The following is a 25979-nucleotide window of genomic DNA, read 5'->3' as shown; positions in this document are numbered from 1 at the left end:
GGAGTAGGGAGTATATGGCGGATCGAAATCAGCACTGTAAAGCTTGTGAAGGTGAAGGGATGCTAGCAGATGATGAGGGTTGGCAGTATAGTTGTCCAGTGTGTGGAGGAGCTGGTAGTGTCGCAGAAAATGGCACAACTAAAATCATGGAAGTGGATGAAAATAATCGATTATTAGATTGAGAAAGAAGGTGTTCGAAGTCGAACACCTTCTTACAATTTAATGTGGCATTTTTCCCTGTATAGGTGCAAACCCGTTTAAATAATTTTGCATATCTGCTTCATTTAGCTGAGGCACCTGATAGTATTGATGTTTATTTTGATACAAGAATACTTCATACGCCATTTCAATAAGGTTTGGAATACTGTCAGCAAATACTCTTCTCATTACTGGATTCGTGGATTCAAGAGCAGCCATTGTAAATGCAGATGCACTTGATTTTAAGCAGCCCATCATGAAGCTTGTAATACACTCATCATTTATTTCATTAATAGATTGTGCAGGTTTCTTCGGTTGAGATGGGGTCATGCCATACACGACATCGTTACTTGTTGTCATATTGTATGTTTGTGTTTTAACAGACGGTTCATTACCAGTTTTAAGTGTTTCCACAAGTGTGTTATACATTTGGGTTAAAAATGTTTTATGTTGCTGCATAATTGTTTTTAACTGTTGGTCTTGAACATGCTGTTCATAAATCATATATTGCTCTAATCCCCCAACTAATCCCCCTATAGCCTCATGTGCATCCAATAACTCGTGTCCACCATGACTCATTTTGGCAGGCATTGCTGAAGTACCTGTTAAGTTTTGGTTTTGTGGTTGGTTCATATTCATGTTCATACAAATCCCTCCTTAGTAAGAATCACGTATATTATTGTCTATTCTGGCAGAAATATTCCCAGTCATAAATTAGTCAAAATGTGTATGATTGCCAGTCTTTTATCTACAATTTTACACACAATATTATAGAGGTTTGTTCGTGAATTTTTTTAGCATCAATGCTACGATGGTGATAATTACGTTGGAGGGAGAGAAAAAAATGATAGGAAGATTGCCAATCCAGTTAACCGATCGTATTCATTTAATCGATGGATTTGATATGGGGATTCCTTCTAGAACCGGTACTTATGTTATTGATGAAGAGGAGTTAACCATCGTAGAAACTGGCCCTAGTCCTTCCATTAAGTATATTAAAAAGGGCTTGGAAGCATTAGGACATACCTTGAATGAAGTAAAGTACATAATTGTTACACATATTCATTTAGATCATGCTGGTGGTGCAGGCGTTCTCTTAAAGCTTTGTCCACATGCAAAGGTAGTGGTTCATCCCCGTGGAAAACGTCACCTCATGGATCCTCTAAGATTAACTGGTGCAGCTAGGGCGATATATGGAGAGAGCTTTTCAGAGTTTTTTGATCCAGTAGAGGCCGTACCAGAGGATAAGTTAATTGTTAAAGGTGATGGGGACACTCTTTCTATAGGATCAAGCTGTACATTACAGTTTTTGGATACACCAGGTCATGCTAGACACCATTTAAGTATCTATGACCCAGTAAGTAATGGAATGTTTACCGGAGATACTGTCGGAGTTCGTTACGATCAATTAGATTCGCTTGGACTGGACCTGTTTTTACCGTCTACTTCTCCTAATCATTTTGATCCAGATGCCATGCATGAATCAATTAATCGTATGTTAGATATGAATTTAGATTTCATTTTTTACGGTCATTTTGGTATGACGATGAAGACTACTGCTGCATTGCACCAGGTATCGGAATGGCTAGACATTTTTGTAGCAGAAGGGGAAAGGGTTATTGCGGAAGGTAAGGGCTACGATGTGCTTGCGCAACGATTGCTGAATCGAGTAAGGGAGCATTTACGATCCCTTCATGTGCCAGATGATCATCAAGTTTATATTTTGATTAATTTAGATATGCAGATAAGTTCACTTGGAATAATTGATTATTTTCAAAAGCTGAAGCATTAATATAATAGATAAGCGGCATTCCTTCATTTCTTGGGAACACCGCTTATTTATTAATGGCTGATTATTTGGTTTTGAAACTCAATCCCCTTTGCTTGTAAAAAGGATAGAATTTTTCCATAAGCATCCTCAACGTTTTCTGCTTCAATGATTACTTTTTCCCCTTTAAAATCCTTTGTAGCATACGCATAACGAGGGTCATAATAATGGCTTAATAATAATTTCGTTGCTTCACTGAAGTTCTGTTCTTGAAGAAAAACATCGATTTCCTTTGCAATTGGAACATGAATTCGCTTTTGGATGATTCGGAATGCTTCTACAAACTTTTCAGGGTTGCTCCATGGCTGATAATCATCCAAAATATTTCGTACTCGCTCATCCACAGGCATTTGGATGACAAACTGTAAGCCCCGCTCTTTTTTTTCATAAATAAAATCTGGAATTACGACCTTTCCTATTCTTTTACTTTCCCCTTCAACAAAGATATAGGATTCATCTTCCATTTCCTTCATTTTTTCTACTAGTAGGGATTCAAAGCGCTTTTGGTTGCTAGGGTTTAAACCGATATGACCAAAAATAGAACCACGATGTTTGGCCATCCGCTCAAAGTCAAGAACAGGGTAGCCGTTGTCTGCTAGTTTTTTTAAAATGGCAGTCTTTCCTGTACCAGTAAAGCCGTTCAATACTAGGAATTCTGGTTTGAATTCTGCCATAGCAAGGACATCGACCACATAATGTCGATAGGATCTTATTCCACCAGACAAACGTGTAGCATGAATGTCCATCAATTCAAGTACTGTTGCCGCTGTTTTACTTCTCATCCCACCACGCCAGCAAAAAACAGTTATAGGGGTATCGATTTTTTTAAATGCACTTATAAATGCAGGCAGTTTCTTTGAAAAGATCTCTAGCCCCCGTTGTTTGGCCTCATCTGGACCGACTTGTTTGTAAAGTGTACCAACCTCAGCCCGCTCCTCATCATTAAAAATGGGAATATTAATACTGCCTGGGATGGTCCCCTCCTCAAACTCCTTTGGAGATCGAACATCAACTAATGTATGATTTTGAGTATTTCGTTTTTCCAATAACTCAGGTAAGGAAATATCCTGAAACATTCTTACACCTTCATCCTAACGAACTATAATTTTTCCTGGATTTTCTGCTATAACTTCTCCAATCATGCTTGCTTCGACACCTTTCTTCTGCAGTTCGGAGAGTAATTGATCTGCTTCATTGCCGTTGACAGAGATTAACAAGCCCCCTGAGGTCACCGCATCACAAAGGATATGTCGGTCTATCGAATCCATGGATTCTGGATAGATGACTATATTTTCAATATGTTTGTAGTTGTTTTTTGTACCGCCTGGTATCGAACCAGCTTCTGCTAGCTCACGAACTCGAGGGAGAATTGGCACTTGGTCAGCATAGATGACTAAGCCAACATTACTGCCAGTAGCCATTTCTGAACCATGACCAAGTAAACCGAAGCCTGTTACATCAGTTGCTGCATGGACATCATAGATCTCCATCACTTCGGCTGCCGTTTTGTTTAAGGTCGTCATAACAGATGTGACGCGCTTGATTTCATCTTCGGTTAGTAAATCTTTTTTAATGGAAGTAGTGAGAATGCCAACACCTATTGGTTTGGTTAGGATGAGCTTATCTCCAGGCTTAGCTCCTGCATTGCTTCTTACTTTATTAGGATGGACAATTCCAGTAACAGCTAATCCAAATTTAGGCTCTTTATCATCAATGGAGTGACCACCAACGAGTGTAACATTCGCTTCTCTCAGCTTATCTCCTGCACCTCGAAGTATTTCAGATAAAATATTTTTATCTAATGTAGAGATTGGAAATGCAACAATATTTAATGCTGTTAATGGCGTTCCACCCATCGCATACACATCACTAATGGCATTCGTTGCAGCGATTTGTCCAAAGTCGTAGGGATTGTCCACGATTGGTGTAAAGAAATCAAGTGTCTGAACGAGTGCAATATCATCAGTTAATTTGTATACGCCTGCATCATCACTAGTATCAAGTCCAACTAATAAATTCGGACTTGCAACTGGCGCAGGGATGTTGCGTAATACTTGAGCAAGGTCAGCGGGGCCAATTTTACAGCCGCAGCCTCCTTTAGTCGTTAACGAAGTAAGCTTAATTTGATTATCGTCCATGTTTATCAACCTTTCTATTTGATAAATATACTTAAATATTAATTTCAAGAGCTATTGGACAGTGGTCACTGCCAAGAATAGTGGGCTGTGCATGGGAATCAATTAAAAGATCCTTAAGTCTTTCCGACACGATGAAATAATCGATTCTCCAGCCGATATTCCGTTCACGTACCGTTTTCATATAGGACCACCACGTATAGATTCCTTCCTCATTAGGATAAAAGTATCTTAAGGTATCAATAAATCCAGCCTCTAGGAAGCGAGTCATTTTACCGCGTTCTTCATCAGTAAAACCAGAATTCCCATAATTGGACTTATAGTTCTTAATGTCAATTTCCTGGTGGGCAACATTTAAATCCCCACATAGCACGACAGGCTTTAGCTTATCATGTGCTAAAACATGTTCTAATAATGCATCTTCCCACTCTAAACGTACATCTAATCTGGCTAAATCGCGTTGGGAATTTGGTGTATACACATTCATTAAGAAAAAGTCTTGAAATTCTAATGTAATAATTCTTCCTTCTGGCTGTGCTGGGTTGTCACCTAAGCCATATTTCACGGATAGTGGTTTTTGTTTAGTGAAAATGGCGGTTCCGGAGTACCCTTTTCGAAGAGCATAATTCCAGTATTGATAATAGCCATCTAAATCCAGCTCAATCTGACCTTCCTGAAGCTTTGTTTCTTGAACACAAAATATATCTGCATCAATATCCTGAAAATAATCTAAAAATCCTTTACGCACACAAGCGCGTAAACCATTCACATTCCATGATACTAGTTTCATTGGTTCTCCTTCTCTATCGTATATTCAAACGTCTATTTTTATACTATTTATCATAACACCTAATGAAAAATCGGTCATGAATAGCGTTTTTAAAAAAATTTTCCAAAATATGTTGACGATGAAGTGTATTAATCATATAATACAGTCAAGTGGTGTGTATTAAGAGGTTAATACATATTTTTTTGCAAGATGCGTATTAAGTGATTAATACACTGTAGACAAGTGAGTTTCATCTTGAAAATGGGAGTTGTGGATATGGATGTAAAGTTTAATAACAGAGACCCGGTGTATATCCAAGTGATTCGGCACTTCAAAGAGAAGATTGCTACCGGTGGCTATGAGCCAGGTCAAGAGATTCCATCCAGACGAGAACTGGCAAATAATTTAAAAATAAATCCAAATACAGCGCAAAGAGCTTATAAAGAAATGGAGGAAGAGGGCTTGATATTTACAGAAGGGAATTTACCAAGTCGCATTACAAATGATCCGGAAGTAATTCGAAATGTACGAAAAGAATTGATACTCGAAGCAGTCCATTCATTTGTTGCTTCCGTACAATCCATAAATGTGCCACTGGAAGAGGCACTACATTTGGTGAAGGAAAATTATCAAAGAAACAAGAATGAACAGGAGGAGAGCCTGTGATTGAAGTTAAAGATGTTACAAAAAAATTTGGAAGAAAACCTGTATTAAAAGGGGTTTCTTTTACAGCAAATAAGGGTGAAATTACTTGTCTTATTGGGATTAACGGAGTTGGAAAGACGACCATTCTTAATGCGATTATGAACCTTACACCGCTCAATAGTGGTGAAATATTGATTGATGGAGAAAGAATTAATAAGCACAGCTACGAAAAAATAGCCTTCATCCCAGATGCTATTACAATGCTTCCAAACATGAAAATATCGGATGCAATGCGGTTTATGGCTGATTACTATCAATGCTGGAACCAGAAAAGAGCAGATGAAATGATTGGTTTTTTCAAGCTTAATCCGAATGACCGTATCTCAACACTATCAAAAGGGAATACAGCAAAGGTTAATATGCTGCTTGGTCTAGCAATGGATGTTAACTATATTTTAATGGATGAACCATTCTCTGGTATTGACATTTTTAGTCGGGAGCAAATTGCAGATGTCTTTACAAGCCATTTAGTGGAGGATCGTGGAGTAATTATCACAACACACGAAATTAATGACATTGAACATTTAATCGATAAAGCTGTTCTTCTAAATGAAGGAGTCGTTTTAAAGGAATTTAACGCTGAGGAAATACGTGAAAGTGAAGGGAAATCAGTAATTGATGTGATGAGAGAGGTGTACCTAAAATGATGCGTTATTTAAAACTGACAAACTTTGAGTTAAGTCGTTTCTTTAAAATTTATTTGGTGTTAATTGGGGTTACATTCGTCATGCAATTGCTGGGTGTTGTTTTTACCTCAAATAAATATTTAAGTGCAATTAAGGAGTTATTAGAAAGTGGTATGACACAAGAGGAGGCGCTTAAGCAATGGGGGCCATTCTCTTTTTATAATGTAACAAGTTCCTTTTGGTTTTTCGCACCGGTAGCATTATGCGCGGCTAGCTTAATAATTTATGTGTTATTTATCTGGTATCGAGATTGGTTTGGTAAAAATACCTTTGCCTATCGATTATTAATGCTACCTACAGCGAGAATCAATGTTTACTTTGCAAAAGCGACAGCAATCTTTCTGATGGTTCTGGGACTTATATCACTACAGATTGCATTTCTACCGATTGAAAGTCATTTATTACAGTCTATCGTTCCAGCTCCGTATTTAGAGGAGCAAGGCATAAATCAAATGATTAGTAGTTTTGATTCGCTAAGAATTCTATACCCTACAACATTTATTGAATACTTAACCCATTATGGAGTAGGGTTAATGGCTGTACTAGTAGTATTTACGGGGGTTCTATTTGAAAGATGTTTCCGTTGGAAGGGGATACTTCTAGGCGTATTGTTTGCAGGGATTAGCCTAATTGTATTTTTCTTGCCAGTAATTATCCAAGAATTTGTGTTGGTGCAATTCTTTTATCCTACTGAGCTTTTCTTTCTAATGGTTCTAACAGGATTAATAGTGATGACAGGGTCGATTCTGATGAGTAATTATCTACTAAATAAGAAGATAAGGGTGTGATAGGATGTTGGTCAAGCAATTTTGGAGACTTATTTCGTTAATCATTGTTATTGTCGTTGTTCTTGTGACGTACTTTGTTCACACGGGATTAGTAGTAGCTGGTCAATTTCCAGAGTTTATCATAAAGACTGTAGAAGGTGATGAATCGGTAATAAAGAATGTAGAAATATACGGAGACTATTATCGTAATGACCAATATTCTAGCCCGGTAACAATCTCTAATACTGGATCATTCTATTTTGCAGAGCAGTCTTATTTTCAAAGATTAGAATCAAGTTTCCCACGAAATGAAGTTTCAAAGTTAAAAGAAAAATATCGGGGCTTTATGAGAGGAAAGTGGGATTATCCTACTTCTTACTTCGAGAATGAAAAGTTCCTTGCATATGTTGATTTACAATTCTCAACGAGAGTATTGCAAACAAATTATCATCAAGATTATTCACTATATGTTGATGTATTAAACAAATCTACGAATGACTCTAGTGAATTTAAAGTTACGATACCTGGACAAGAAGGGTCTGAGTACTTCGATTTAGTAGATGTTCAAATGACAGATGAATTATTAAAAGTGATTATCAAGATACAATCCTACGTTGATGGTGGTCAGAATTTCGCTAAGCTAAATGTCTATACAATTGATCCTTCCTCAAAGAAACTTATTGGTGATGAAACGATTGGAAGCACTGAGGAAGAAAATCAAGAAAATGTCAATCGCTGGCACAACATTGAATTGTTAAATAATTTAAATGATATGCATGAAGAAAAAAATCTACTTGTAATGAAGGAAGAATTAGAGGAATCAAAGGCATCTGTGGATGAAAACATTGCTCAAGATGATACTGCGTCTGAAATAATTAATCGTTCTTTATATATATTTAATCTCGATTCTCTGGAGATGAAAGAGCTTAAGGTGTCAGAGACTTTAAAGGAAGAATTAATTAATGCAAATTTATACTCTGATGTAATGATAAGCGACAATCAGGTATATTTGGCGTATTTACTAGATGGAAAACTGACAGTGCTAGGATTTAATCTAGAAACTTATAAGGAAGAATCGAAAGTCAGCTTCGACGTACAAGAAATGGGAGTAGAAAATATAAGTGATGTCACATTGAAGAACGACAAGGTCTATGCGCTGGGATTATATAAAGATAATCTAACCACAGCAAATGTATTTGTTGGTGACGTGACCTCTGGTAAGGTCTTGTATCAAGGTGAAATAGAAGCTAAGAACACAAAAGACAACGAAGATACCTATCATTTAGAAATGTATGATCTTATCGTACAGTAATTGGAGGAGTTTTTTTGATAGAAATTAAAAAACTAAATCATCATTTTGAATTAGGAAAAAAAGGCCAAAAGACAGTTTTACCAGTATTAAAAGACATTACGATGGAGGTCAAAAAAGGGGAAATTGTCTCCGTTGTTGGAAAAAGTGGCTCAGGCAAGTCAACATTATTGAATCTAATTAGTGGATTTATTCGACCAACTGAAGGAACAATTTGGATTGATGGTCAGGAAGTAACAGAATTCTCGGAAGCGAGGTTTGCAGATTTTCGCCTTCAACATATTGGCTTTATATTTCAAAGCTTTCAGCTAATTCCAACGATGACTGCCTACCAAAATATTGAACTACCTTTAATCTTAAAAGGTGAAGGTGAATCAAAGCGAAAACAAATTGTCAATCAGTTATTAGAAAAGGTAGGTCTGGTCACATATAAGGATCATTATCCTAGTGAATTGTCTGGTGGACAGCAGCAGCGAGTTAGTATAGCAAGGGCATTAGTGTTAGAACCGACACTAATCCTTGCTGATGAACCAACTGGTAGTTTAGATAGTGAAACAGAGCAAGAGATTTTACAGATAATCCAAAAATTAAATAAGGAATTAGGAATTACATTCTTAATTATTACTCATGATGAGGAAGTAGCCAGAATCGGTCATCGAACAATAGTAATTAAAGATGGACGCCTAATGGAAGGCGGGGTTGCAGTTTGAAGCTAAAAGATAAATACCGTTTTATACGACAAAATATTAAGAAGAATAAAGCACGTACCTTTATGACGATTCTAGCAACAGCAATGGGCTGTGCATTTCTAATTGTATTAGCCTCTGTTGGTTATGGTTTACAACAAAGTGTTGTAAAAGAGACGTTAGAGGATCAGGTTGTTACCGAAATCAATGTACATGGCAAGATAAAAGATGATAATTATTATCCGATTACGAATGATGAAATTACTTTTCTAGAGAAGGTAGACCACGTAAAAGCAGTTACTAGAAAAAAACAACTAGCTCAAATACCGATGTTTCATTTGGATAAGTATCAAACAGAATCAGTTGCTGTTTCAACACATTTTCCTTCTGAAGTTAAAGCAGGGCTGAAGCTGGAAGAAGGTAAATTGCCGGAGAATGCGAATGAAGTAGTCGTTGGTTATCAATTTATTGATACGCTAATGCTAGGTTCTGAAAAGGATGCATTTGATGAAGAATCTGGTAAGGTTAAGGATGAATATCGCTATAAGGATAGTTTAATAGGTAAGACAATTTCTATGACCATACAAAAGGACGTAGAGTCGGATGAAACGATGGAGATTCCCTTAACAATTGTCGGTGTTTTAGAGAAGCCGACTAGAGAATGGATGGTTAATCAAAATGTATATATTTCTCAGGAGGTTTTTCAGGAGGTAGAAGCGTATACGGGCACTCCTAGTGGAGAGCTTGGATTAGACCCAGAGGGATTGGAAACAACTCAATCTGAATCATACGACGAGGTTTATGTATATGCCGACAATTTAGAAGCGGTTCAAGGTATTGTCGATACGTTAGAGGAAGAAGATTATGCGACATATTCTGTAGTAAGTGAGATGAAACAAATTAATACGCTATTTACAATTGCAAAAGCGGGGTTAATTTTTGTTGGAACAATTGCATTAATCATAGCCTCGATTGGTATTTATAATACAATGACAATGGCCGTAACCGAAAGGGCTCCAGATATAGGGATAATGAAAGCTATTGGGGCTAATCCGAAAACCATCAAGCAAATCTTTCTATTAGAAAGTTGCTATATTGGTATTATTGGTGCATTCATTGGAACGCTAGTAGCATATGTAATAAGTGTAGTAGTAAATCTTGGTTTACCAGTAATACTAGAAATGGCCTTTGATGAAGAAATGCCTGAAGGGCTACAATTCTCCGCTATTCCATGGAGTCTCGTACTGATTTCAGTTGTAATCTGTTTAATAGTCACAGTTATTTCTGGAATGAGACCAGCGAAAAGGGCAACACAGATAGATGTTTTAAAAGCAATGCGAAGAGAAATATAGGGAAAATAATGTGGTTGGTTATCATCCAACCACATTATTATATATTTTTTTGATTTTATCCTCCATTAAATCTAAATGTACAATTCGCGCCTCACGGATATACTCTTTACCTTCTACAAACAATAAAAGGACGGGTACAGTAAAAATAGAAAAACGTCCAGCCACAGCTTCGACTACTGATGCATCAATATGACCAAGACTTATTTTAGGATACTTTACCATTAATTCCTTTACTTGAGGAAAAAGGCCATGACAGACGCTACAATTTGGACGTGAAATATATAAGAAGGCTAATTTTTTCTCCGTAATGAATGTATCAATTTCTTGGAGTGTCTTTAATTCTATAAATTCTCTCATTGCAACTCCTCCTATTGATACTATAACCTAGAGTGAAGTGTGGTATCCATTTGTTTGCTACTAGGACATAAAACAAATAACCTCAGCTATCAAATAACTGAGGTTATTTGTTATTAGCAGCCTCCTGGGGCTACAGGGGTTACTGGATTTAGACACTGGATTGCACAGAAGCAATGTAAATCTACAGTAATACAGACGCCAGTTTCTACGAAATTACCAGTTGTATTAGGTGGAATGAAATTACAATCCTTATTATGTTGATGTGACGATAGTAAGCCTCCCGATCCATTTGTCTCAAACTCTAACAGCTCTAGTTCAACACAACAATTCTTTTTGAACTTCTTAGCTTTAAAGACTGGTGTTTCGATACAATCAAAAGTACTGTTGTCAGGTCTTACTCCTGTTGCGAAGAATAGATCACAATCACCTTTACAGTATAGAAGGAATGGAATGGTTGTTGGCCCATTTGCAGTAGTCGGAGCAAGTAATTGTTCAATTGATTGTTCGCATCCGGTAGTGCAGCAATCATCTTGAGCTTCGGCTACTTCGTTTTGTGCTCGGACTATTTTTCGAACAACATCACAAACACATTCACCAGATTGTTTGCCATGTGAACAACTCATGCTATCTCTCCTTATCATATGATTTTTACTTACACTACAATCTATGTTGGAGTAAATATCATGGTTGTTTACTAGTCTATTTTCTAGCAAAATTAAGTAATATATCCTATGAATACTAGAAAAATGTGTAGTTATATCAAGTCAAAAGCCAGCATGGATAAGGATTGAATGCATAATATGTATTACTACTACCACAAGGGTTTTTACTAGATAGAAGCCCTTCACAACCTATGAAAAGGAAGCTAGGTGATAATTACTAGCTTCCTTTTTTTGGTTAATGATGCATGGATATCATTTTTATATTTTTTAGGATATAAAAAATAATGGTGATTCCGAATAGATATAGGAAGGGGTATTTTTTTACGAATAATATAGCTTTCTCACCTTTGGATGTAATGGAGCTTTCTACTAAATAGGAAACTAGGAGTAATAGCATAATGAAAAAGTAAGCCAATAATTTTACCATAGAGTCTGGATCGGACATGGGAATCATTTCTCCGATCATTGCACCCATCATGCCTCCCATTAGTCCAGATATACTACCATCAAGTACGGCAACCATTCCATATGGTAGCCCTGCAAGAAGTCCAATTGTGACTCCAATAAGAATCGAAATCGTGGTAGAGGCAAATAGATTTCCGTGAAGAAATAAGCCAATTAATAGTCCAAAAAAAACCCCGCCCATCATTGCAAGTGCCATCGAAACCACCATCCCAATCATGGTGGAAAGCTGTTTTCGGTATAACGTATTGAGGGATATAATCCCAATAATTTGCATAATGCATATAGTAAGAATAACAATCAATGGAAATGACATCTTTTCAACTCCCGCCAAACATTGGTTTGTCCATGTTTAACTATATTTGCATTTTATTAAAAATATGCTATTTCATCTTTCTTGTGTTAGATAGTTCCTTTATAAACAGGGTAAAACGGAAATTTTTGTGATAGTACTATGAATGACAGGCAAAACTGTGCTATTTTAATGATATGGAAGTTTAAAATTATTTGTATGAGATCGTGAATGAAAGGACGTTCCAAATTGAAAAAAATTAAAGTAGGTATTATTTTTGGTGGAAAATCTGCAGAACATGAGGTCTCTTTACAGTCAGCCAAAAATATTGTTGATGCAATTGATAAAGAAAAATATGAAGTGGTTCTAGTTGGTATTGATAAAGAAGGTAAGTGGCATTTAAATGACCAGTCAACCTATTTATTAAACGCAGAAAATCCTAAACTAATCGCACTAAACAAGTCAGAGGATAATATCGCGATTGTGCCAGGTACATCAACTAATCAGCTAATACATGCAGACAACGCAGTTAATTTAGAGCAGCTTGATGTTGTATTTCCAATTGTGCACGGGACACTAGGAGAGGATGGAAGCCTACAGGGGATGCTACGATTAGCAAATCTACCTTTTGTAGGTCCTAATGTTCTAGGTTCTGCAGTTTGTATGGATAAGGATATTGCAAAGCGGTTATTAAAGGCAGCTGGTATAAATGTTGCTAATGGTATTACGGTTAAGCGAGCTAACAAAGAACGAATTAATTTTGAAACAGCGAGTGAGATTGTAGGAACTCCAATGTTTATCAAACCAGCTAACCAAGGTTCTTCTGTTGGTGTGAGTAAAGTGAAGACAAAAGAAGAATTTGATGCTGCTTTGGAAACTGCCTTTCAATATGATCATAAAGTTGTCATTGAAGAAAGCATTGTTGGTCGTGAAATAGAATGTGCTGTCTTAGGAAATGACAATCCAATCGCTTCAATCCCAGGGGAGGTTCTACCTAATACGGATTTCTATTCCTATGAATCGAAATACATTGATGAAAAGGGTGCCGATCTAGCGATTCCAGCTAATCTAACAGATGAACAAATCGAAAAGGTTAAAAAGACAGCTGTTAAGGCTTTTCAAACTTTAGAGTGTGAAGGACTTGCACGAGTTGACTTTTTCTTAACCGAAAATGATGAGCTTTATGTAAACGAAGTGAACACATTACCTGGATTCACGAAGATTAGTATGTATCCAAAGCTTTGGGAAATAAGTGGCATTCCTTATTCAGAGTTAATCAGTCGACTAATTGATTTAGCAATTGAACGTCACCAAAATGATTCCAAACTAAAAAGCAACGTATGGGAATAGCAAAAAGGGAGTCTGGCCAAATAGGCAGACTCCTTTATTTTAGATGGTATATCAAAGAATGGTTAAGGGACAAAGTCTTTATTACCGTATAAACAGTCTAAAAGTAGCGTTCTAAAGGACTGAAATAGTGAGAACTCCCGATTTTAGTCTAATAGAACTGCTCTAAAGGACTGAAATGATGAGAACTCCCGATTTTAGTCTAATAGAAGTGTTCTAAAGGACTGAAATGATGAGAACTCCTGATTTTAGTCTAATAGAACCGTCCTAATGGACTTAAATAGTGAGAACTCCCGAGCTTAGTCTAATAGAAGTGTTCTAAAGGACTGAAAAGGCAAGAACGCCAAAAACCTGTCTAATAGAACTGTCCTAATGGACTAAATTAGCAAAAATCCCAAAAACCTGTCTAATAGAACCGCCCTATTAGCCCAATTAGGCAAAAGTCTAAAAGCTAGTCCAATAGAACTATTCTAAATACCTAGGATGCCAGCATTTCATTGCAGCTTTCTATATAAAACGACTTACTGAATAGCTGATTAATTCTAGAAGGACATTTGTAAGGTGCTATTTATATGTTGAAAATTTATCCCGAACAGGAATGCGTTCCTTTTTCTCTGGTGCTTCATCAAAGTACCCCATGTGTAAGAACCCGATAATACGTTCTTTTTCTCCAACATGGAGCATTTTTTCTACCTGTGGATCATAAATATGTGGATTAGTTTTCCAGACAACACCGAGTCCTTGCTCCCATGCAAGTAATTGAAAGTTTTGAATCATACAGGCGGTAGCACCGAAGTTCTCATCCTGCTGCTTTTGGTTTTCTCCCTCTTCCATAATGACGACAAGGATTGCGCTTGGAACATTTAAATAGTCTTCTCTATTCTGCTTTCTTTCTTCTGGATAGGTACTTGCAATTGTTTTAGCGAAATTCTTCTTTTGTTCTGCCCCAACAAATAGAAATCTCCATGGCTGTCTCATACCATGAGTAGGAGCCCAAATGGCATCCTCTAATAGCTCAATAATTAGTTCCTCTGATACAGCTTGATTATTGTAGCCTTTTTTTATTGAACGGCGTTCCCGTATTAATTTTGCTAATTGAGTGTTCTGCTTAATGACCTGCAAAATATCTCACCCTCTTTGTTTGTAATTACGTTCAAAATTGCGATTGATAATCATTTTCAATCAATATAGTAAAGGAATGGCAACAGAAAAGCAAATATTGTCGAAATAATGATTAAAAGACATTGCCATAGGTTCATCATAAATCCTCCATGCCAAATAAATAAGGATTTTTGTTGATATTGCAATACATTATGTGATGTTTATCACGTTCATTTCTTGTTAAAAAGGTGTATGATGAAAATAGGAAAGTGGTAAGGGAGGTTTATCAATGTCATTTTATGAGCTGCTTATTTTTATTCATATTTTTTCAGCGATAGTTGGAATGGGCCCTGGATTTATGATGATATTAACGGTTTCTAAAGCTTCCAACTTGACCGAACTGAAACATTCATATCGGATACGAAATCAGCTACATATTTTTACGATGGTTGGTGGCACTTTGCTTTTAATCACCGGATTATTAATGGGGGCTATTAATAACAGTTTATTCCATCAGGGATGGTATGTTACAAGCTTGGTACTATTCCTTATTGCTTTAGCTTTTGGACCACTCCTACTATCTCCACGGTCAAAACCGATTAAACAGCTACTAAAGAGTGCAGAAGGAGAAGAAATTCCGGCAGAGTACGAAGAAATGTCTAAGAAACTATTCTTTTTTGAGCGATTGGAGAATCTCATCTTCCTAGTGATTATTGCACTAATGATTTTAAAGCCCTTCTAAAAAATTGCCTAGTAATTGGGTGACTTTTTGCTATTGTGCTAATATATATTTAACTAAAAAAATAGTAGTGTAAGGCATACTTAATGGGAGGTTATAATGGGGAAGCGAATTTATTTGGTTCGACATTGCCAAGCAGAAGGCCAGGAATTTGATGCTCCGTTGACGGAAACGGGGAAGAAACAGGCCGAGAAACTAGCAAAATTCTTTTCTACGATTGATCTTGATTCTGTCATCTCTAGCCCATATCATCGTGCTATTCAATCGGTTACTCTGCTTACTCGCCAAAAAGAGTTGGAACTAAAGCTTGATGATAGACTTTCTGAACGAGTTTTAAGCGCCATAAATTTAGATGATTGGCAGGATAAGCTTGAGACATCTTTTCAAGACCTTGATGTCACCTATCAAGGTGGAGAATCAAGCAGAGAGGCGATGGCACGAGGCTTGCATGTCATTGAAGAGGTATGTCAAGGTTCTTCTAAGAACATATTAATTGCTACGCATGGAAATTTAATGGCATTAATGATAAGCCATTTTTCACCTGGATTTGGCTTTGATGGCTGGAAGACCCTGCAAAATCCCGATGTGTACCTTATTGAAATAGATTCAAAAAAGAGTACTGTTGACCATCTCTGGAATGAGAAAAAAGATGTCTCTCATAGGTAAGCATAAATCCTATGAGAGGCATCTTTTTATTCTGGAAGTATCTTTTCTAAATATTCCTCTAATGTTATTCCACGGTCCATTATTTCTTTTGCTGCTTTTATTCCTACATAACGTAAATGCCAAGGCTCATATTGATATTGTGTAATTTCTTCTTTGCCCTTCGGATATCGTATGATAAAGCCGTATTCTGCTGCATGCTCCTGTAACCATTTACCTTCCTCGGTCTCTCCGAATTCTATTACTAAATCATAGTTTACGTGTGGGCTTGTGACATCCATTGTTAGGCCAGATTGGTGTTCACTTTCCCCAGGTCTTGCACTAAAGTTATTAGCTTCTTTTTCCCCGTACTTGGTAACATATACTGCAAACAGTGAAACTTGTCTTTCATAGGACCGATAACCAGATTGGGCAAATAGATCAAGTCCTTCTAAGTCAGCAGCTGCGAACATTTTTTCTAGTGCATCAGCTGCAATCTTTCTCATCTTCTTCTTTGGTAAATCTTCGACAAATGGAAAACGAACATTTGGAGTGACCAAATCAGTAGGTTCATAGTCTTGTGGTAAGGCATTTTGTTTATTGACAAGTGCTAGAATTTCATATGGGTTAGCAATTGTTACGGTATCATCATCTATCTTCTTATCTTCTTGTAAGGGTAATCCCTCTTCCGGAGTAATACTTCGCTCCTTAGTAAATGCTTTTTCAAGGATATGCATGGTTTCTTCATCATATATTCCAGTAATTGCAGAAACATCAGTCTGTATCTGAATATCTGTAATTGCCCAAACCGTTTTTCGATCATATTGGCTAGATTCAGTAATCGGGTAACCTAGTTGATGTAGTGCCTTTTGTAGTTTAAGAACATCTTCCCCCTTGTCACCTTTCTGTAAACTCACCGTTGGTAGAGCTAGTTCTTGTTCTGCTTTATCAATATTTTCTTCTTGGTCTGGATTTTTACCATTTACGTCGGTTTTAGGCTCTTCTTGATTGATTGTATTTGTATCTTGCTTGGAGGTATTGCACGCACCCAGCATTAGTATGAAACTACAAGCAACAAATACATATAAAATTTTGTTCTTCAGCATAAAAGCTTCTCTCCCTTTAGGGTATATAGACATATTAATCTATTATACTATGAAGTTGATTTCACATCTAAAACAACATTTGAAAAAATATTTCCTAAATTGGTAAAATACAGCAACTTTTATTCTGGTATACATGCTATACTTATTCCGCAGGTATTAATTGTGTTTTTTCAGTATAGAAAGGAAGAAACGTATATGTATCAACATGTAAAAGAAAAGCTAATGAAGGCAATTTCGGAGGTGGACTTTTCCGGAATAGTAACCATTCGAAAAAATGCCAAGGTTATTTATGAATCTGCTTTTGGATATGCTAATCGGTCAGACGGGATAGGCAACACCATTCACACTAGATTCGGCATTGCCTCAGGATGCAAAGTCTTTACAGCAGTGGGGATTAGTGTCCTAGTTGATGAAGGGAAGCTAACATTTCAGACAAAATTAAAGGATTGTTTGGATATTTCATTTCCTCATTTTGCAGAGGAGGTCACAGTTCATCAACTATTAACCCATAGCTCTGGAATACCAGATTATTTTAACGAAGACATTATGGGCGATTTTGAGGAGCTTTGGGAAAACAGACCGATGTATAAAATGAGAGAATTAGCAGACTTTTTACCATTGTTTCAGGATCAACAGATGCTATTTAAGCCTGGAGAAAAGTTCCACTATAATAATGCAGGTTATATCGTATTAGGTCTCATTATCGAGCATATATCTGGAATGAAGTTTACAGAGTTCATAGAAGCTAAAGTGTATAAGAAGGCAGGGATGATGGAATCAGGTTATTTCTCATTAGATAGCTTACCAGAGCGTACAGCTATTGGCTATATCGATGATGAACAAACCGGACGCTGGAAAACGAATATATACTCTATGCCAATTACAGGTGGAGCTGACGGTGGGGCATTTGTTACTGCAAGTGATATGGTGAAATTTTGGGATGCACTATTTGCAAACGAGCTTTTATCCCAAGCTACTACTCAGATTCTAATGACGCCCCACATTCACATCGATGAGCAAGATTATTATGGCTATGGTGTTTGGATTAAGAAACAGGGCGATAGCATTCATAAGCATCATTTGATGGGTTATGACCCAGGAGTTAATTTCCGTTCTGCTGTCTATGACAATGGGCTACAAATAGTCATCCTATCTAATCAAAATGATGGCGCATTTACTATTATGCGTGCAATTGAGGATAGCCTGTAGGATAGGCACATATTTCTCCAATATTTCATATCGTTAACTAAGAGATAATAATGGAGGAGTAGGACATATGGCTGAGACAATTAGTTTATCGAATGAATGGAAAAGGCCCCCGTATAGCTGGCTTACTTTTATGCTTTTCTGGTGTGCATTAATTGTTGTATCCGGTGCATATGTTACAACACCACTTCTTCATGTATTTGAGTCGGAGTTTCAAGTCTCGAAAACGATGTCTGCTTGGACGAGCAGCTCGTTTTCTTTTTTTTATGCGATAGGATTTTTGCTATTTGGTCCTTTGTCAGATCGTATTGGTAGAAAAACAGTAATCTTAATTGGTCTCCTTTCGCTAGCAATAACAACTCCATTAATTGGACTTAGTACAAGTTTTTCAGTACTTGTAATCTTAAGAGGATTACAAGGTTTTGTTGCTTCAACCTTTGCTCCCTCGGCACTAGCATATGTCTTTGATGTTTTTCCGTCTAATCGGCTCATTACTACAATTGGTTTTATCAGCTTTGGCTATGTGACGTCTGGTATTTTCGGTCAAGTGCTTGCGGATTTGTTATATCAATGGGCGAGCTGGAAGACAGTCTTTTTCCTTTTTGGTTTTTTATACTTCATGACCTTTATAGCTGCATCCATTTATTTTCCGACACCAGCTAAATCGGGAGAAAAGGAGGGGATTCGCTATTATGTAATCAATAGTAAAAAAATTTTTAGCGAACGGAACTTTATCTTAATTTACTTCATTACGATCACACTTCTTTTAACCTTCATGGGAATGTACACCTTACTAGGGGACTTCTTTAGTCATGAACCTTTCCAACTAAATGAAAAACAAATCCTAGGTGTTCGTGCGCTAGGGATAGTAGGTATGATTATTTCGCCATTTGCAGGTAAAATCGTGAATAAGCTAGGAGTTCTCGTTACGTTGAGGACTGGTATTGGACTTTCTGCTTTAGGGTTGTTTCTACTAGGGGGAGGAAATCACATTCTATTTCTAGTTGGAATGAGTATTGTCTATGTCATGGGAATATCTATCACATTCCCTTCTATTATGGTATTAATAGGAGAATTAGGTGGGAACATAAGGGCTTTAGTGAATACGTACTACGCTTTTATTTTGTTCATTGGTGCTATGCTTGGTCCTATTATTGCTATCTCACTTTTATCGATTGGAACATACTTTACTACGTTTTTAATTTTATCTCTGCTCCTAGTAGGAAGCTTTTTGCTGTCATTAAAAATAAAAATATAGGGGGACATTCCTCCCCCTTATCTAGCTTCAAATAGCTTACAAATTTCAATAATTACATTTGTTGCCTTTTCCATGTTATCAACCGAAATGTACTCAAATTTACCGTGGAAGTTCTCCCCGCCAGTGAAAATGTTTGGTGTTGGCAATCCCATATAGGATAGCTGCGATCCATCTGTACCTCCACGAACTGGTTCAATTACGGGTTCAATATTGAGATTTTTCATTGCTTGTTTTGCCACATTAACGATTTCCATTACTGGTTCAATTTTCTCCCGCATATTGTAGTATTGATCATTCAATTCCAACTCAACACTGTCTTCACCGTATTTTGTTTTTATTTCATCAACAAACCGTGTTAAGGTCGCTTTTTTATTTTCAAAGCTATCACGGTCAAAGTCGCGAATAATATAGTAAACACGAGTTCTTTCCACATCACCATTGATAGAAATTAGGTGATAGAATCCCTCATAGCCCTCTGTTTGTTCAGGAGACTCATTCTCTGGAAACTTACTTACAAACTCAGCAGCCATTTTTCCGGCGTTTACCATTTTATTTTTCGCTGTTCCTGGATGGACACTATTCCCTTTAAATGTTACTTTCGCAGCGGCAGCATTAAAGCTCTCATATTGTAACTCTCCAAGTGGGCCGCCATCAATCGTATATGCGAAATCAGCATTGAATCGTTTTACATCAAATTTATGTGGTCCGCGGCCAATTTCCTCATCTGGTGTAAAGGCGACACGAATGTTCCCATGCTTTATTTCTGGATGCTTAATCAGATAATCCATAGCTGTCATTATTTCCGCTATACCTGCTTTGTTGTCTGCACCAAGTAAGGTGGTGCCGTCTGTGGTAATTAACGTATGTCCCTTATAGCTTGGCAGTTCTGGGAAATCTTTGCTTGAAAGTACGACATTTAAATCCTTATTTAGGACAATATCTTTACCATCATAGTTTTCAATAATTTGTGGATTAACATTCTTCCCTGTGAAATCAGTTGCTGTATCAACATGAGCTAGGAATCCAATGGTAGGCACCTGTTTGTCTGTATTCGATGCTAAAGTTGCAAAGACATACCCATTTTCATCAATGGTTACTTCATCCATACCAATAGTCTTTAATTCATCTACTAATAAATTGGCTAATTCCAACTGACCAGGAGTGGATGGGGTAGTTTGACTATCTTCGTTTGACTGTGTATCCACTTTAACATAGGTTGTAAAGCGTTTAATGATGTCCTTTTTCAACTTAATTCTCTCCTTATGTAGGAAATTTGTTTATAATATGCAAATAATTATACCGTATTTCGAAATAATTAGGAAATTTTAGTGATAAGATTGAAGGAAATAGAGTAGTTGATAGCGAATACTATTTGTAAGGAGGATATTTAAGCATGTCATTTTTAATTAGTGTAAGAGAATTGAAAGAAAAGATAGAGAGTGGACAAGAAGTTATTATTGTTGATACACGTTTTCAGTTGAATGATCCGCAAGCGGGAAGAAAGGCATATGAGAAATCACATCTTCCAAACGCCGTTTTTTTTGATTTAGAAAATGACTTGTCAGGAGATATAGGTGAGCATGGAGGCAATCATCCATTACCCGAACCAGATGTATTAGCAGAAAAATTAGGACAAGCAGGTATTGACCGAGATACTGAGGTTGTGGTGTATGATCAGCAAAATGATATGTTCGCAGCAAGATTTTGGTGGTTACTACATTTTCTTGGCCATGACAGGGTATTTATTTTAGATGGCGGTTATGATGCTTGGGTACGAGCAGGATATGCTGTAACAAATGAAATACCGATTAGAAACACAAAATCCTTTCAGCCAGAAATACGCCGTAAAGAAGTAGTAGATATCGAAATGATTAAGAATAATATCGTGGCGAACAGTGCTACTTTAATTGATTCGAGAAGCTATGACCGATATCTGGGTAAAGCGGAGCCATTATATAAAAAAGCGGGCCATATTCCAGGGGCAAAGAATTATTTTTGGATGGACGTTTTGAATAAGGATGGGAGCTGGAAAAGTAAAAAGGAACTACAACAGCACTTTTCTAAATTAGATAAAGATGTAGACATCATAGTTTCTTGTGGATCAGGCGTTTCAGCATGCCCTAATATTCTTGCATTGAAAATGGCAGGTTATCAAAATGTAAAACTATATCCTGGTAGCTTTAGTGATTGGATTTCGTATGATGAGAATCAAGTAGAAACAAAGGATGAAAACTAATGGAAATAACTAGATGTGCTTGGGTACCAGAGGAAGATTCGCTTTATCGTGATTATCATGATAAGGAGTGGGGAAGACCAGTCCATGAAGATCAAAAGCTATTTGAAATGTTAATCTTAGAGGGAGCGCAGGCTGGTCTTAGCTGGATAACGATTTTAAAAAGAAGAGAGAATTATCGTAAGGCATTTGATGGATTTGATCCAAATATTATTCAGCACTACGATGAAAAAGAGATTAAAACCCTAATGATGAATGAAGGAATTATACGGAATAAGCGAAAAATAGAATCTGTTATCACAAATGCAAAGGCATTTTTGGAGATTCAAAGAAAATTTGGTAGCTTTGAACATTATATATGGCAATTTGTTGGTGGAAAGCCCATAATCAATCATTGGAAAAGCGCGAACGAAGTACCTGTACAAACAGAGGAATCTCAAAAAATGAGTAAGGATTTAAAAAAGCGTGGATTTAGCTTTGTCGGTCCAACCATTTGCTATGCCTTTATGCAAGCTACTGGAATGGTGAATGATCATACAGTAGATTGTTTTTTATACCACGCAAAATAAAAGCTACTTTCCATTGAGAAAGTAGCTTTTTTTCTTTAGGGGACCTATAGTTTAAATACTTTTAATTCGTTATTCAGTTGTTCTGCAAGCTTCTCAAGCTCTGCAGCACTCATTGATACTTCTTCCATGGAGCTTGATGTTTGCTGTGCTGAAGCAGCAGCCTGCTCAACGCCTGCAGCTGATTCCTCTGAAATTGCTGCAATATCTTCGATTAAATTATTCATATCGTTGGTGTTATCTGCTATATTTCTCAAGTTTTTAGAAATTGTTTCTATCTTTGTAACCATTTCGCTAACGGAATTATGAATAGAAGCAAAGTTTCTTCCAGTTTCCTCAATTTGCGCTGTTCCTTCTTTTACTTCTGTATAACCTTTATTTAAAGAATTTACTACATGACCTGTTTCATTTTGAATACTGTTTACAATGGTGGTAATTTCTCCAACGGACGCTGATACTTGATCGGAAAGTTTTCTTACCTCTTCAGCTACAACGGCAAATCCCTTTCCGTGTTCACCTGCTCTAGCGGCCTCAATAGCAGCATTCAGTGATAGGAGATTTGTTTGATCTGCTATGTCTTTAATTACTGATACGAGTTTAGAGATCTCGAGAGATTGTTTATCAAGCCCTTGTACTCTCTCAACTGCCTCGGAAACAATGGTATCAATTTGTTCCATTTGAACAACCGAAGACTTCATTAGTACTTGTCCTTCATTTGTTAATGAAAGGACATTATTGGATGTACCTGCAATCTCTAGTCCATCCTCCTCGGAATGATGAACCTTCTGTACGAAGCTATTCATTCGCTCTGCTAAATCTGTAGCACTATTTGCCTGGTTTTCTGAACCGGAGGATAGCTCCTCCATGGTGGAAGCAATTTGCTCATTTCCTTCACGAACTTCAACTGCAGATTGAGTTAATTGCTCACTGCGTTTTGAAAGTGTATTGGCAGCAGAGGCAACCTTGTACAGAATTCCTTGAATATTATCCTTCATTTGGTTAACTGCATCTGCAAGCTGACCAATCTCGTCTTTCCCTTTGTAGTCTATAGAATGAACTCTCAGGTTTCCATTTGCTACTTCTTTTGTCATATCGACCACTTTTGTTAAACTTATTGAAATTCGTTTGCTAACTAATAATAAAAGAATAACACCTAATATAATAGCTGCGATGTTAACAACACTTAGTGTTGTAATTCCAGCTTGTAAGCTGCTTTTTGATTGTAACACTACTTTCTTTTGATCTTTCTTGACAATGTCCATTAGTTCTGTGACGAGTTCTATTGTATATGAACGAAGCTCAGAGGATTGTGCCCGTATGGACATGGCCATATATTCTTGATTATTGTTTACTGCATCACTAATCTCTCCATAGAACATTTCATTTACTTTTGCATCGTTTTCTACTATTTTATTGAAAATTTCCCTTTGCTCATCTGTTGTTAAAGAGGGCTCTATTTTTTCCTTTAATTCATCGAACTGAGCCTGGTATTCTTCAAATGAATCTACAAAACGGCTTTTCTTTGTTAGTAGATAATCTGCTATCTGCACATCCTTCGTTTGTATTAAGGCAGCCATATCCGCCATATCATTTACTCGAGAGCTATATTGGTCTATTGCCTGAACGTCCTTTTGTCCCTTCGTTAGTTGAAGAAAAACAACACCGCCTGCAATAAGAAAAAGAACCGCTGTGAATAAAAAAACAAATAAATACTTTCGGCTAATTTTGGTATTGTTCCAGTCTAAAAGTGATTGAAGGGTAATTTTCTTCCGCATATTTTTCTTCACTTTTTTCATTTTAGGTATTTTAATTTTTTTATCCTTCATTGCGATCCCCCAATTATTAAAATGAACATTTTTCTCTATATATCGGCAATTTTTAAAATTCATTAAGTATTTTCAGAAAATAAATAATGAAAGGTTGATGGAATCCTTCTCTTCTAGTAAAATAGCAAACTGTGTGTTTCTTTAGGGACGTTCTAAAAAAGGAGGTGGAAAGATGTATCAATCAGCATTTTTACAGGAAGAAAAAAACAAGGAAGAGCTACAGCAAGAATTAGATTCGATTGAAACACAGTTATTTCGGATGCAAAGTAATATCAAAGAGATTGCTAAAAAATCTGAGGTAATCAGTATTGACCAGACACCGGATGAAGAATGGGTAGTTGTTTACGCAGATAAGGGAAAGAATGCGTGGCAAATTATGCTCCATAGTTGTATGAGAACCTATCGTGGAACATGGGATTCAGCACTTCAAGCAGAAATGAAGGATGATAGCACGATTCATATTGCTGCTATTAAGGGTGAAGAAAATAAGGGCTACGGATCTGTGCTAATGAAACATTTAAAGGAAATTGCTCAAGAGGAAAATGTGCAATATATTACCGGTGATCTAGTAAAGAGAGACTATGGACATGTTGATAGACTACAGCATTTCTATCAAAAACATGATTTTGATGTAACGATAGACCATGACGAAAAATGTGGAGAAATCATCTGGAAAGGCGATTGATGGATAAGACTGCTTTTTATGATAAGAGCGGTCTTATTTTTTTTTTTCTACTTTACGATAAAAAAAGCAACCCTATACAGGATTGCTTCCATATTAAGTATAGAGTTTTACACTCCTATGTTGTTTGTGCATATACACAGTCGAGCCTATAGTTAAACTAAGTTATGCACGCTCAAATAAATGGAAGTTCAAACCAAACGGGTCAGCTATTATTACACTCTTATCTTTAAAAATATGTGTCACTTGACAGCCGTGTTGTACTAGAATATCCTTTGCCACATGAAAGTCTTCCACAGCAAATTCGAAATACACCTTATTCTCGCTCCCTTCCTCCAAATAGAAATTATACCCACCGAATAAAAGCTTTGTTTCTGTATCATTCGACCAGGATTTTTTCATTCCTAAACTATTCGTATAGAATTCCACAGCTTCTGGAAGGTTTTTGATGTTGATAGCAATATTATTCGTAATTTCAAAATCGGAAGCTTTATTAATTTTTCTTTGAGGAAGATAGCCTTTTCGCCCTGATGGAAGTAAATCAAAGAAGTACCATACAGAACAAAATTCATCCCCGGGACCAAAAGGAGCATTTGCGACATGAAATACTTGTTCTCCCTCTCTAATGAAGGTTGAAACACCTGGGAAAAGATAGCCATCTTTCACAAAACCTAAATCCTCTTTGAAACTAGTTTCAAGGGTCGAAATCATTGGGAATTGCCATTTTCTCTCCGCAGCAAATGCATTCATGACTGCTGGTGTATCAGGAGTTGCCACAACAAACGCAGCTTTTTCGATGATATGGTGATAAACACCATTGAACCCATCTGCCCACATTGTACAGAAGGAACAGGATTTTCCCATGTTTTGGACGACAATTAATTCATCTTTATCACCGAACAAATCGAATAAATTTGCTTCATGATTATTTTGATCACGAAAAAGATAGTTTTTCATTTCTGTTCGTGGAACAGACTTTCGTAATTCCATTAGTAATTTTTTCTTTTCATGTATTTCCTGCTCTAATGCTTCTATTTCAGATAATATTTTTACAGTTTTCATTAG

28 protein-coding genes are annotated in these 25979 nt (G+C 36.8%); 16 read left to right on the top strand and 12 right to left on the bottom strand.

What is annotated here, in order from left to right; translation table 11 throughout:
• Positions 1 to 14 precede the first annotated feature (14 nt).
• Complete coding sequence (locus KI338_RS09205) at positions 15 to 182, top strand: hypothetical protein (protein WP_212920719.1); 168 nt, start codon at positions 15 to 17, stop codon at positions 180 to 182.
• A gap of 37 nt (positions 183 to 219) precedes the next feature.
• On the opposite strand, the gene KI338_RS09200 is transcribed toward KI338_RS09205, so the two are convergent.
• A complete protein-coding gene (locus KI338_RS09200; RefSeq protein WP_212920718.1) occupies positions 220 to 843 on the bottom strand; it encodes a spore coat protein in 624 nt (207 codons plus the stop codon).
• Between the two features lie 199 nt (positions 844 to 1042).
• Between KI338_RS09200 and KI338_RS09195 the strand changes: the two genes are divergently transcribed.
• Positions 1043 to 1990 (top strand): MBL fold metallo-hydrolase, encoded by a 948-nt coding sequence (locus tag KI338_RS09195; RefSeq protein ID WP_212920717.1) that lies wholly within the window; start codon positions 1043 to 1045, stop codon positions 1988 to 1990.
• Positions 1991 to 2040: 50 nt separating this feature from the next.
• On the opposite strand, the gene mnmH is transcribed toward KI338_RS09195, so the two are convergent.
• The 3 genes from mnmH to KI338_RS09180 are packed head-to-tail and all read right to left on the bottom strand — an operon-like array spanning position 2041 to position 4951.
• The gene (gene mnmH, locus KI338_RS09190) at positions 2041 to 3102 is read right to left on the bottom strand and encodes a tRNA 2-selenouridine(34) synthase MnmH (RefSeq protein ID WP_212920716.1); all 1062 of its coding nucleotides are present in this window, start codon (positions 3100 to 3102) and stop codon (positions 2041 to 2043) included.
• A gap of 15 nt (positions 3103 to 3117) precedes the next feature.
• Positions 3118 to 4164 (bottom strand): selenide, water dikinase SelD, encoded by a 1047-nt coding sequence (selD, locus tag KI338_RS09185; RefSeq protein ID WP_212920715.1) that lies wholly within the window; start codon positions 4162 to 4164, stop codon positions 3118 to 3120.
• A 31-nt stretch (positions 4165 to 4195) separates the two neighbouring features.
• Positions 4196 to 4951, bottom strand: coding sequence for an exodeoxyribonuclease III (locus KI338_RS09180; RefSeq protein ID WP_212920714.1), 756 nt, complete (start codon positions 4949 to 4951; stop codon positions 4196 to 4198).
• A 255-nt stretch (positions 4952 to 5206) separates the two neighbouring features.
• Between KI338_RS09180 and KI338_RS09175 the strand changes: the two genes are divergently transcribed.
• The 6 genes from KI338_RS09175 to KI338_RS09150 are packed head-to-tail and all read left to right on the top strand — an operon-like array spanning position 5207 to position 10435.
• The gene (locus KI338_RS09175; protein WP_212920713.1) at positions 5207 to 5596 is read left to right on the top strand and encodes a GntR family transcriptional regulator; all 390 of its coding nucleotides are present in this window, start codon (positions 5207 to 5209) and stop codon (positions 5594 to 5596) included.
• Positions 5593 to 6282 (top strand): ABC transporter ATP-binding protein, encoded by a 690-nt coding sequence (locus KI338_RS09170; protein WP_212920712.1) that lies wholly within the window; start codon positions 5593 to 5595, stop codon positions 6280 to 6282. Before KI338_RS09175 ends, KI338_RS09170 begins: the two co-directional genes overlap by 4 nt.
• Positions 6279 to 7109 carry a hypothetical protein gene (locus KI338_RS09165; protein ID WP_212920711.1) on the top strand — a complete coding sequence of 277 codons (831 nt, stop codon included), beginning with the start codon at positions 6279 to 6281 and terminating at the stop codon, positions 7107 to 7109. Before KI338_RS09170 ends, KI338_RS09165 begins: the two co-directional genes overlap by 4 nt.
• A 4-nt stretch (positions 7110 to 7113) precedes the next feature.
• Positions 7114 to 8400, top strand: coding sequence for a hypothetical protein (locus KI338_RS09160; RefSeq protein ID WP_212920710.1), 1287 nt, complete (start codon positions 7114 to 7116; stop codon positions 8398 to 8400).
• 14 nt (positions 8401 to 8414) lie between these two features.
• Positions 8415 to 9107 carry an ABC transporter ATP-binding protein gene (locus KI338_RS09155; protein WP_212920709.1) on the top strand — a complete coding sequence of 231 codons (693 nt, stop codon included), beginning with the start codon at positions 8415 to 8417 and terminating at the stop codon, positions 9105 to 9107.
• Positions 9104 to 10435: an ABC transporter permease gene (locus KI338_RS09150; protein WP_212920708.1), complete on the top strand. Its 1332-nt coding sequence runs from the start codon at positions 9104 to 9106 to the stop codon at positions 10433 to 10435. Before KI338_RS09155 ends, KI338_RS09150 begins: the two co-directional genes overlap by 4 nt.
• A gap of 21 nt (positions 10436 to 10456) precedes the next feature.
• On the opposite strand, the gene KI338_RS09145 is transcribed toward KI338_RS09150, so the two are convergent.
• The 3 genes from KI338_RS09145 to KI338_RS09135 all read right to left on the bottom strand — a co-directional run bounded on the left by KI338_RS09145 (position 10457) and on the right by KI338_RS09135 (position 12232).
• Complete coding sequence (locus tag KI338_RS09145; protein ID WP_212920707.1) at positions 10457 to 10792, bottom strand: thioredoxin family protein; 336 nt, start codon at positions 10790 to 10792, stop codon at positions 10457 to 10459.
• 113 nt (positions 10793 to 10905) lie between these two features.
• Positions 10906 to 11415: a CotY/CotZ family spore coat protein gene (locus KI338_RS09140; protein ID WP_212920706.1), complete on the bottom strand. Its 510-nt coding sequence runs from the start codon at positions 11413 to 11415 to the stop codon at positions 10906 to 10908.
• A gap of 274 nt (positions 11416 to 11689) precedes the next feature.
• On the bottom strand, positions 11690 to 12232 hold the full coding sequence (locus KI338_RS09135; protein WP_212920705.1) for a hypothetical protein: 543 nt from the start codon (positions 12230 to 12232) through the stop codon (positions 11690 to 11692).
• Between the two features lie 225 nt (positions 12233 to 12457).
• On the opposite strand from KI338_RS09135, the gene ddlA reads away from it, so the two are divergent.
• On the top strand, positions 12458 to 13558 hold the full coding sequence (gene ddlA / locus KI338_RS09130) for a D-alanine--D-alanine ligase (protein WP_212920704.1): 1101 nt from the start codon (positions 12458 to 12460) through the stop codon (positions 13556 to 13558).
• 561 nt (positions 13559 to 14119) lie between these two features.
• On the opposite strand, the gene KI338_RS09125 is transcribed toward ddlA, so the two are convergent.
• A complete protein-coding gene (locus tag KI338_RS09125; protein ID WP_212920703.1) occupies positions 14120 to 14677 on the bottom strand; it encodes a nitroreductase family protein in 558 nt (185 codons plus the stop codon).
• 268 nt (positions 14678 to 14945) lie between these two features.
• Here KI338_RS09125 and KI338_RS09120 point away from each other — a divergent pair, with 268 nt between their 5' ends.
• Positions 14946 to 15398 carry a DUF2269 family protein gene (locus tag KI338_RS09120; protein WP_212920702.1) on the top strand — a complete coding sequence of 151 codons (453 nt, stop codon included), beginning with the start codon at positions 14946 to 14948 and terminating at the stop codon, positions 15396 to 15398.
• Positions 15399 to 15494: 96 nt separating this feature from the next.
• A complete protein-coding gene (locus KI338_RS09115; protein ID WP_212920701.1) occupies positions 15495 to 16061 on the top strand; it encodes a histidine phosphatase family protein in 567 nt (188 codons plus the stop codon).
• Between the two features lie 26 nt (positions 16062 to 16087).
• Here KI338_RS09115 and KI338_RS09110 read toward each other — a convergent pair whose 3' ends face one another.
• Positions 16088 to 17143 (bottom strand): D-alanyl-D-alanine carboxypeptidase family protein, encoded by a 1056-nt coding sequence (locus tag KI338_RS09110; RefSeq protein ID WP_212920700.1) that lies wholly within the window; start codon positions 17141 to 17143, stop codon positions 16088 to 16090.
• A gap of 195 nt (positions 17144 to 17338) precedes the next feature.
• Here KI338_RS09110 and KI338_RS09105 point away from each other — a divergent pair, with 195 nt between their 5' ends.
• On the top strand, positions 17339 to 18352 hold the full coding sequence (locus KI338_RS09105) for a serine hydrolase domain-containing protein (RefSeq protein WP_212920699.1): 1014 nt from the start codon (positions 17339 to 17341) through the stop codon (positions 18350 to 18352).
• Positions 18353 to 18419: 67 nt separating this feature from the next.
• A complete protein-coding gene (locus KI338_RS09100; protein ID WP_244853517.1) occupies positions 18420 to 19607 on the top strand; it encodes an MFS transporter in 1188 nt (395 codons plus the stop codon).
• A gap of 17 nt (positions 19608 to 19624) precedes the next feature.
• Here the strand turns inward: KI338_RS09100 and pepT are convergent, their stop codons facing one another.
• Positions 19625 to 20854, bottom strand: coding sequence for a peptidase T (pepT, locus tag KI338_RS09095; protein ID WP_212920698.1), 1230 nt, complete (start codon positions 20852 to 20854; stop codon positions 19625 to 19627).
• Between the two features lie 146 nt (positions 20855 to 21000).
• Here pepT and KI338_RS09090 point away from each other — a divergent pair, with 146 nt between their 5' ends.
• The gene (locus KI338_RS09090; protein ID WP_212920697.1) at positions 21001 to 21843 is read left to right on the top strand and encodes a sulfurtransferase; all 843 of its coding nucleotides are present in this window, start codon (positions 21001 to 21003) and stop codon (positions 21841 to 21843) included.
• Entirely contained in the window at positions 21843 to 22409 is a 567-nt protein-coding gene (locus tag KI338_RS09085) for a DNA-3-methyladenine glycosylase I (protein WP_212920696.1), read from the top strand. The genes KI338_RS09090 and KI338_RS09085 overlap by 1 nt, the downstream gene beginning before the upstream one ends.
• 44 nt (positions 22410 to 22453) lie before the next feature.
• On the opposite strand, the gene KI338_RS09080 is transcribed toward KI338_RS09085, so the two are convergent.
• Entirely contained in the window at positions 22454 to 24232 is a 1779-nt protein-coding gene (locus KI338_RS09080; RefSeq protein ID WP_212920695.1) for a methyl-accepting chemotaxis protein, read from the bottom strand.
• Positions 24233 to 24404: 172 nt separating this feature from the next.
• Here KI338_RS09080 and KI338_RS09075 point away from each other — a divergent pair, with 172 nt between their 5' ends.
• Positions 24405 to 24917, top strand: a complete 513-nt coding sequence (locus KI338_RS09075; RefSeq protein WP_212920694.1) for a GNAT family protein — start codon at positions 24405 to 24407, stop codon at positions 24915 to 24917.
• 162 nt (positions 24918 to 25079) lie between these two features.
• Here KI338_RS09075 and KI338_RS09070 read toward each other — a convergent pair whose 3' ends face one another.
• Complete coding sequence (locus KI338_RS09070) at positions 25080 to 25976, bottom strand: DUF899 family protein (protein WP_212920693.1); 897 nt, start codon at positions 25974 to 25976, stop codon at positions 25080 to 25082.
• Positions 25977 to 25979 lie beyond the last annotated feature (3 nt).

It is taken from the genome of Ornithinibacillus bavariensis (genome assembly GCF_018333235.1).
Classification (GTDB): domain Bacteria; phylum Bacillota; class Bacilli; order Bacillales; family Amphibacillaceae; genus Ornithinibacillus; species Ornithinibacillus bavariensis.
Note: the sequence above shows the minus strand (reverse complement) of the source record. Positions and strands in the feature narration are given on the sequence as shown.

What these genes read in the sequence shown, in the direction of transcription:
- KI338_RS09145 (WP_212920707.1), bottom strand. Translation starts at nt 10,792, where the DNA reads ATGAGAGAATTTATAGAATTAAAGACACTCCAAGAAATTGATACATTC.
- KI338_RS09160 (WP_212920710.1), top strand. Translation starts at nt 7,114, where the DNA reads ATGTTGGTCAAGCAATTTTGGAGACTTATTTCGTTAATCATTGTTATT.
- selD (WP_212920715.1), bottom strand. Translation starts at nt 4,164, where the DNA reads ATGGACGATAATCAAATTAAGCTTACTTCGTTAACGACTAAAGGAGGC.
- KI338_RS09140 (WP_212920706.1), bottom strand. Translation starts at nt 11,415, where the DNA reads ATGAGTTGTTCACATGGCAAACAATCTGGTGAATGTGTTTGTGATGTT.
- KI338_RS09105 (WP_212920699.1), top strand. Translation starts at nt 17,339, where the DNA reads ATGTATCAACATGTAAAAGAAAAGCTAATGAAGGCAATTTCGGAGGTG.
- KI338_RS09135 (WP_212920705.1), bottom strand. Translation starts at nt 12,232, where the DNA reads ATGTCATTTCCATTGATTGTTATTCTTACTATATGCATTATGCAAATT.
- KI338_RS09090 (WP_212920697.1), top strand. Translation starts at nt 21,001, where the DNA reads ATGTCATTTTTAATTAGTGTAAGAGAATTGAAAGAAAAGATAGAGAGT.
- KI338_RS09115 (WP_212920701.1), top strand. Translation starts at nt 15,495, where the DNA reads ATGGGGAAGCGAATTTATTTGGTTCGACATTGCCAAGCAGAAGGCCAG.
- KI338_RS09205 (WP_212920719.1), top strand. Translation starts at nt 15, where the DNA reads ATGGCGGATCGAAATCAGCACTGTAAAGCTTGTGAAGGTGAAGGGATG.
- KI338_RS09070 (WP_212920693.1), bottom strand. Translation starts at nt 25,976, where the DNA reads ATGAAAACTGTAAAAATATTATCTGAAATAGAAGCATTAGAGCAGGAA.
- KI338_RS09180 (WP_212920714.1), bottom strand. Translation starts at nt 4,951, where the DNA reads ATGAAACTAGTATCATGGAATGTGAATGGTTTACGCGCTTGTGTGCGT.
- KI338_RS09080 (WP_212920695.1), bottom strand. Translation starts at nt 24,232, where the DNA reads ATGAAGGATAAAAAAATTAAAATACCTAAAATGAAAAAAGTGAAGAAA.
- KI338_RS09175 (WP_212920713.1), top strand. Translation starts at nt 5,207, where the DNA reads ATGGATGTAAAGTTTAATAACAGAGACCCGGTGTATATCCAAGTGATT.
- KI338_RS09165 (WP_212920711.1), top strand. Translation starts at nt 6,279, where the DNA reads ATGATGCGTTATTTAAAACTGACAAACTTTGAGTTAAGTCGTTTCTTT.
- KI338_RS09100 (WP_244853517.1), top strand. Translation starts at nt 18,420, where the DNA reads ATGGCTGAGACAATTAGTTTATCGAATGAATGGAAAAGGCCCCCGTAT.
- KI338_RS09085 (WP_212920696.1), top strand. Translation starts at nt 21,843, where the DNA reads ATGGAAATAACTAGATGTGCTTGGGTACCAGAGGAAGATTCGCTTTAT.
- KI338_RS09120 (WP_212920702.1), top strand. Translation starts at nt 14,946, where the DNA reads ATGTCATTTTATGAGCTGCTTATTTTTATTCATATTTTTTCAGCGATA.
- mnmH (WP_212920716.1), bottom strand. Translation starts at nt 3,102, where the DNA reads ATGTTTCAGGATATTTCCTTACCTGAGTTATTGGAAAAACGAAATACT.
- KI338_RS09075 (WP_212920694.1), top strand. Translation starts at nt 24,405, where the DNA reads ATGTATCAATCAGCATTTTTACAGGAAGAAAAAAACAAGGAAGAGCTA.
- KI338_RS09110 (WP_212920700.1), bottom strand. Translation starts at nt 17,143, where the DNA reads ATGCTGAAGAACAAAATTTTATATGTATTTGTTGCTTGTAGTTTCATA.
- KI338_RS09200 (WP_212920718.1), bottom strand. Translation starts at nt 843, where the DNA reads ATGAACATGAATATGAACCAACCACAAAACCAAAACTTAACAGGTACT.
- KI338_RS09195 (WP_212920717.1), top strand. Translation starts at nt 1,043, where the DNA reads ATGATAGGAAGATTGCCAATCCAGTTAACCGATCGTATTCATTTAATC.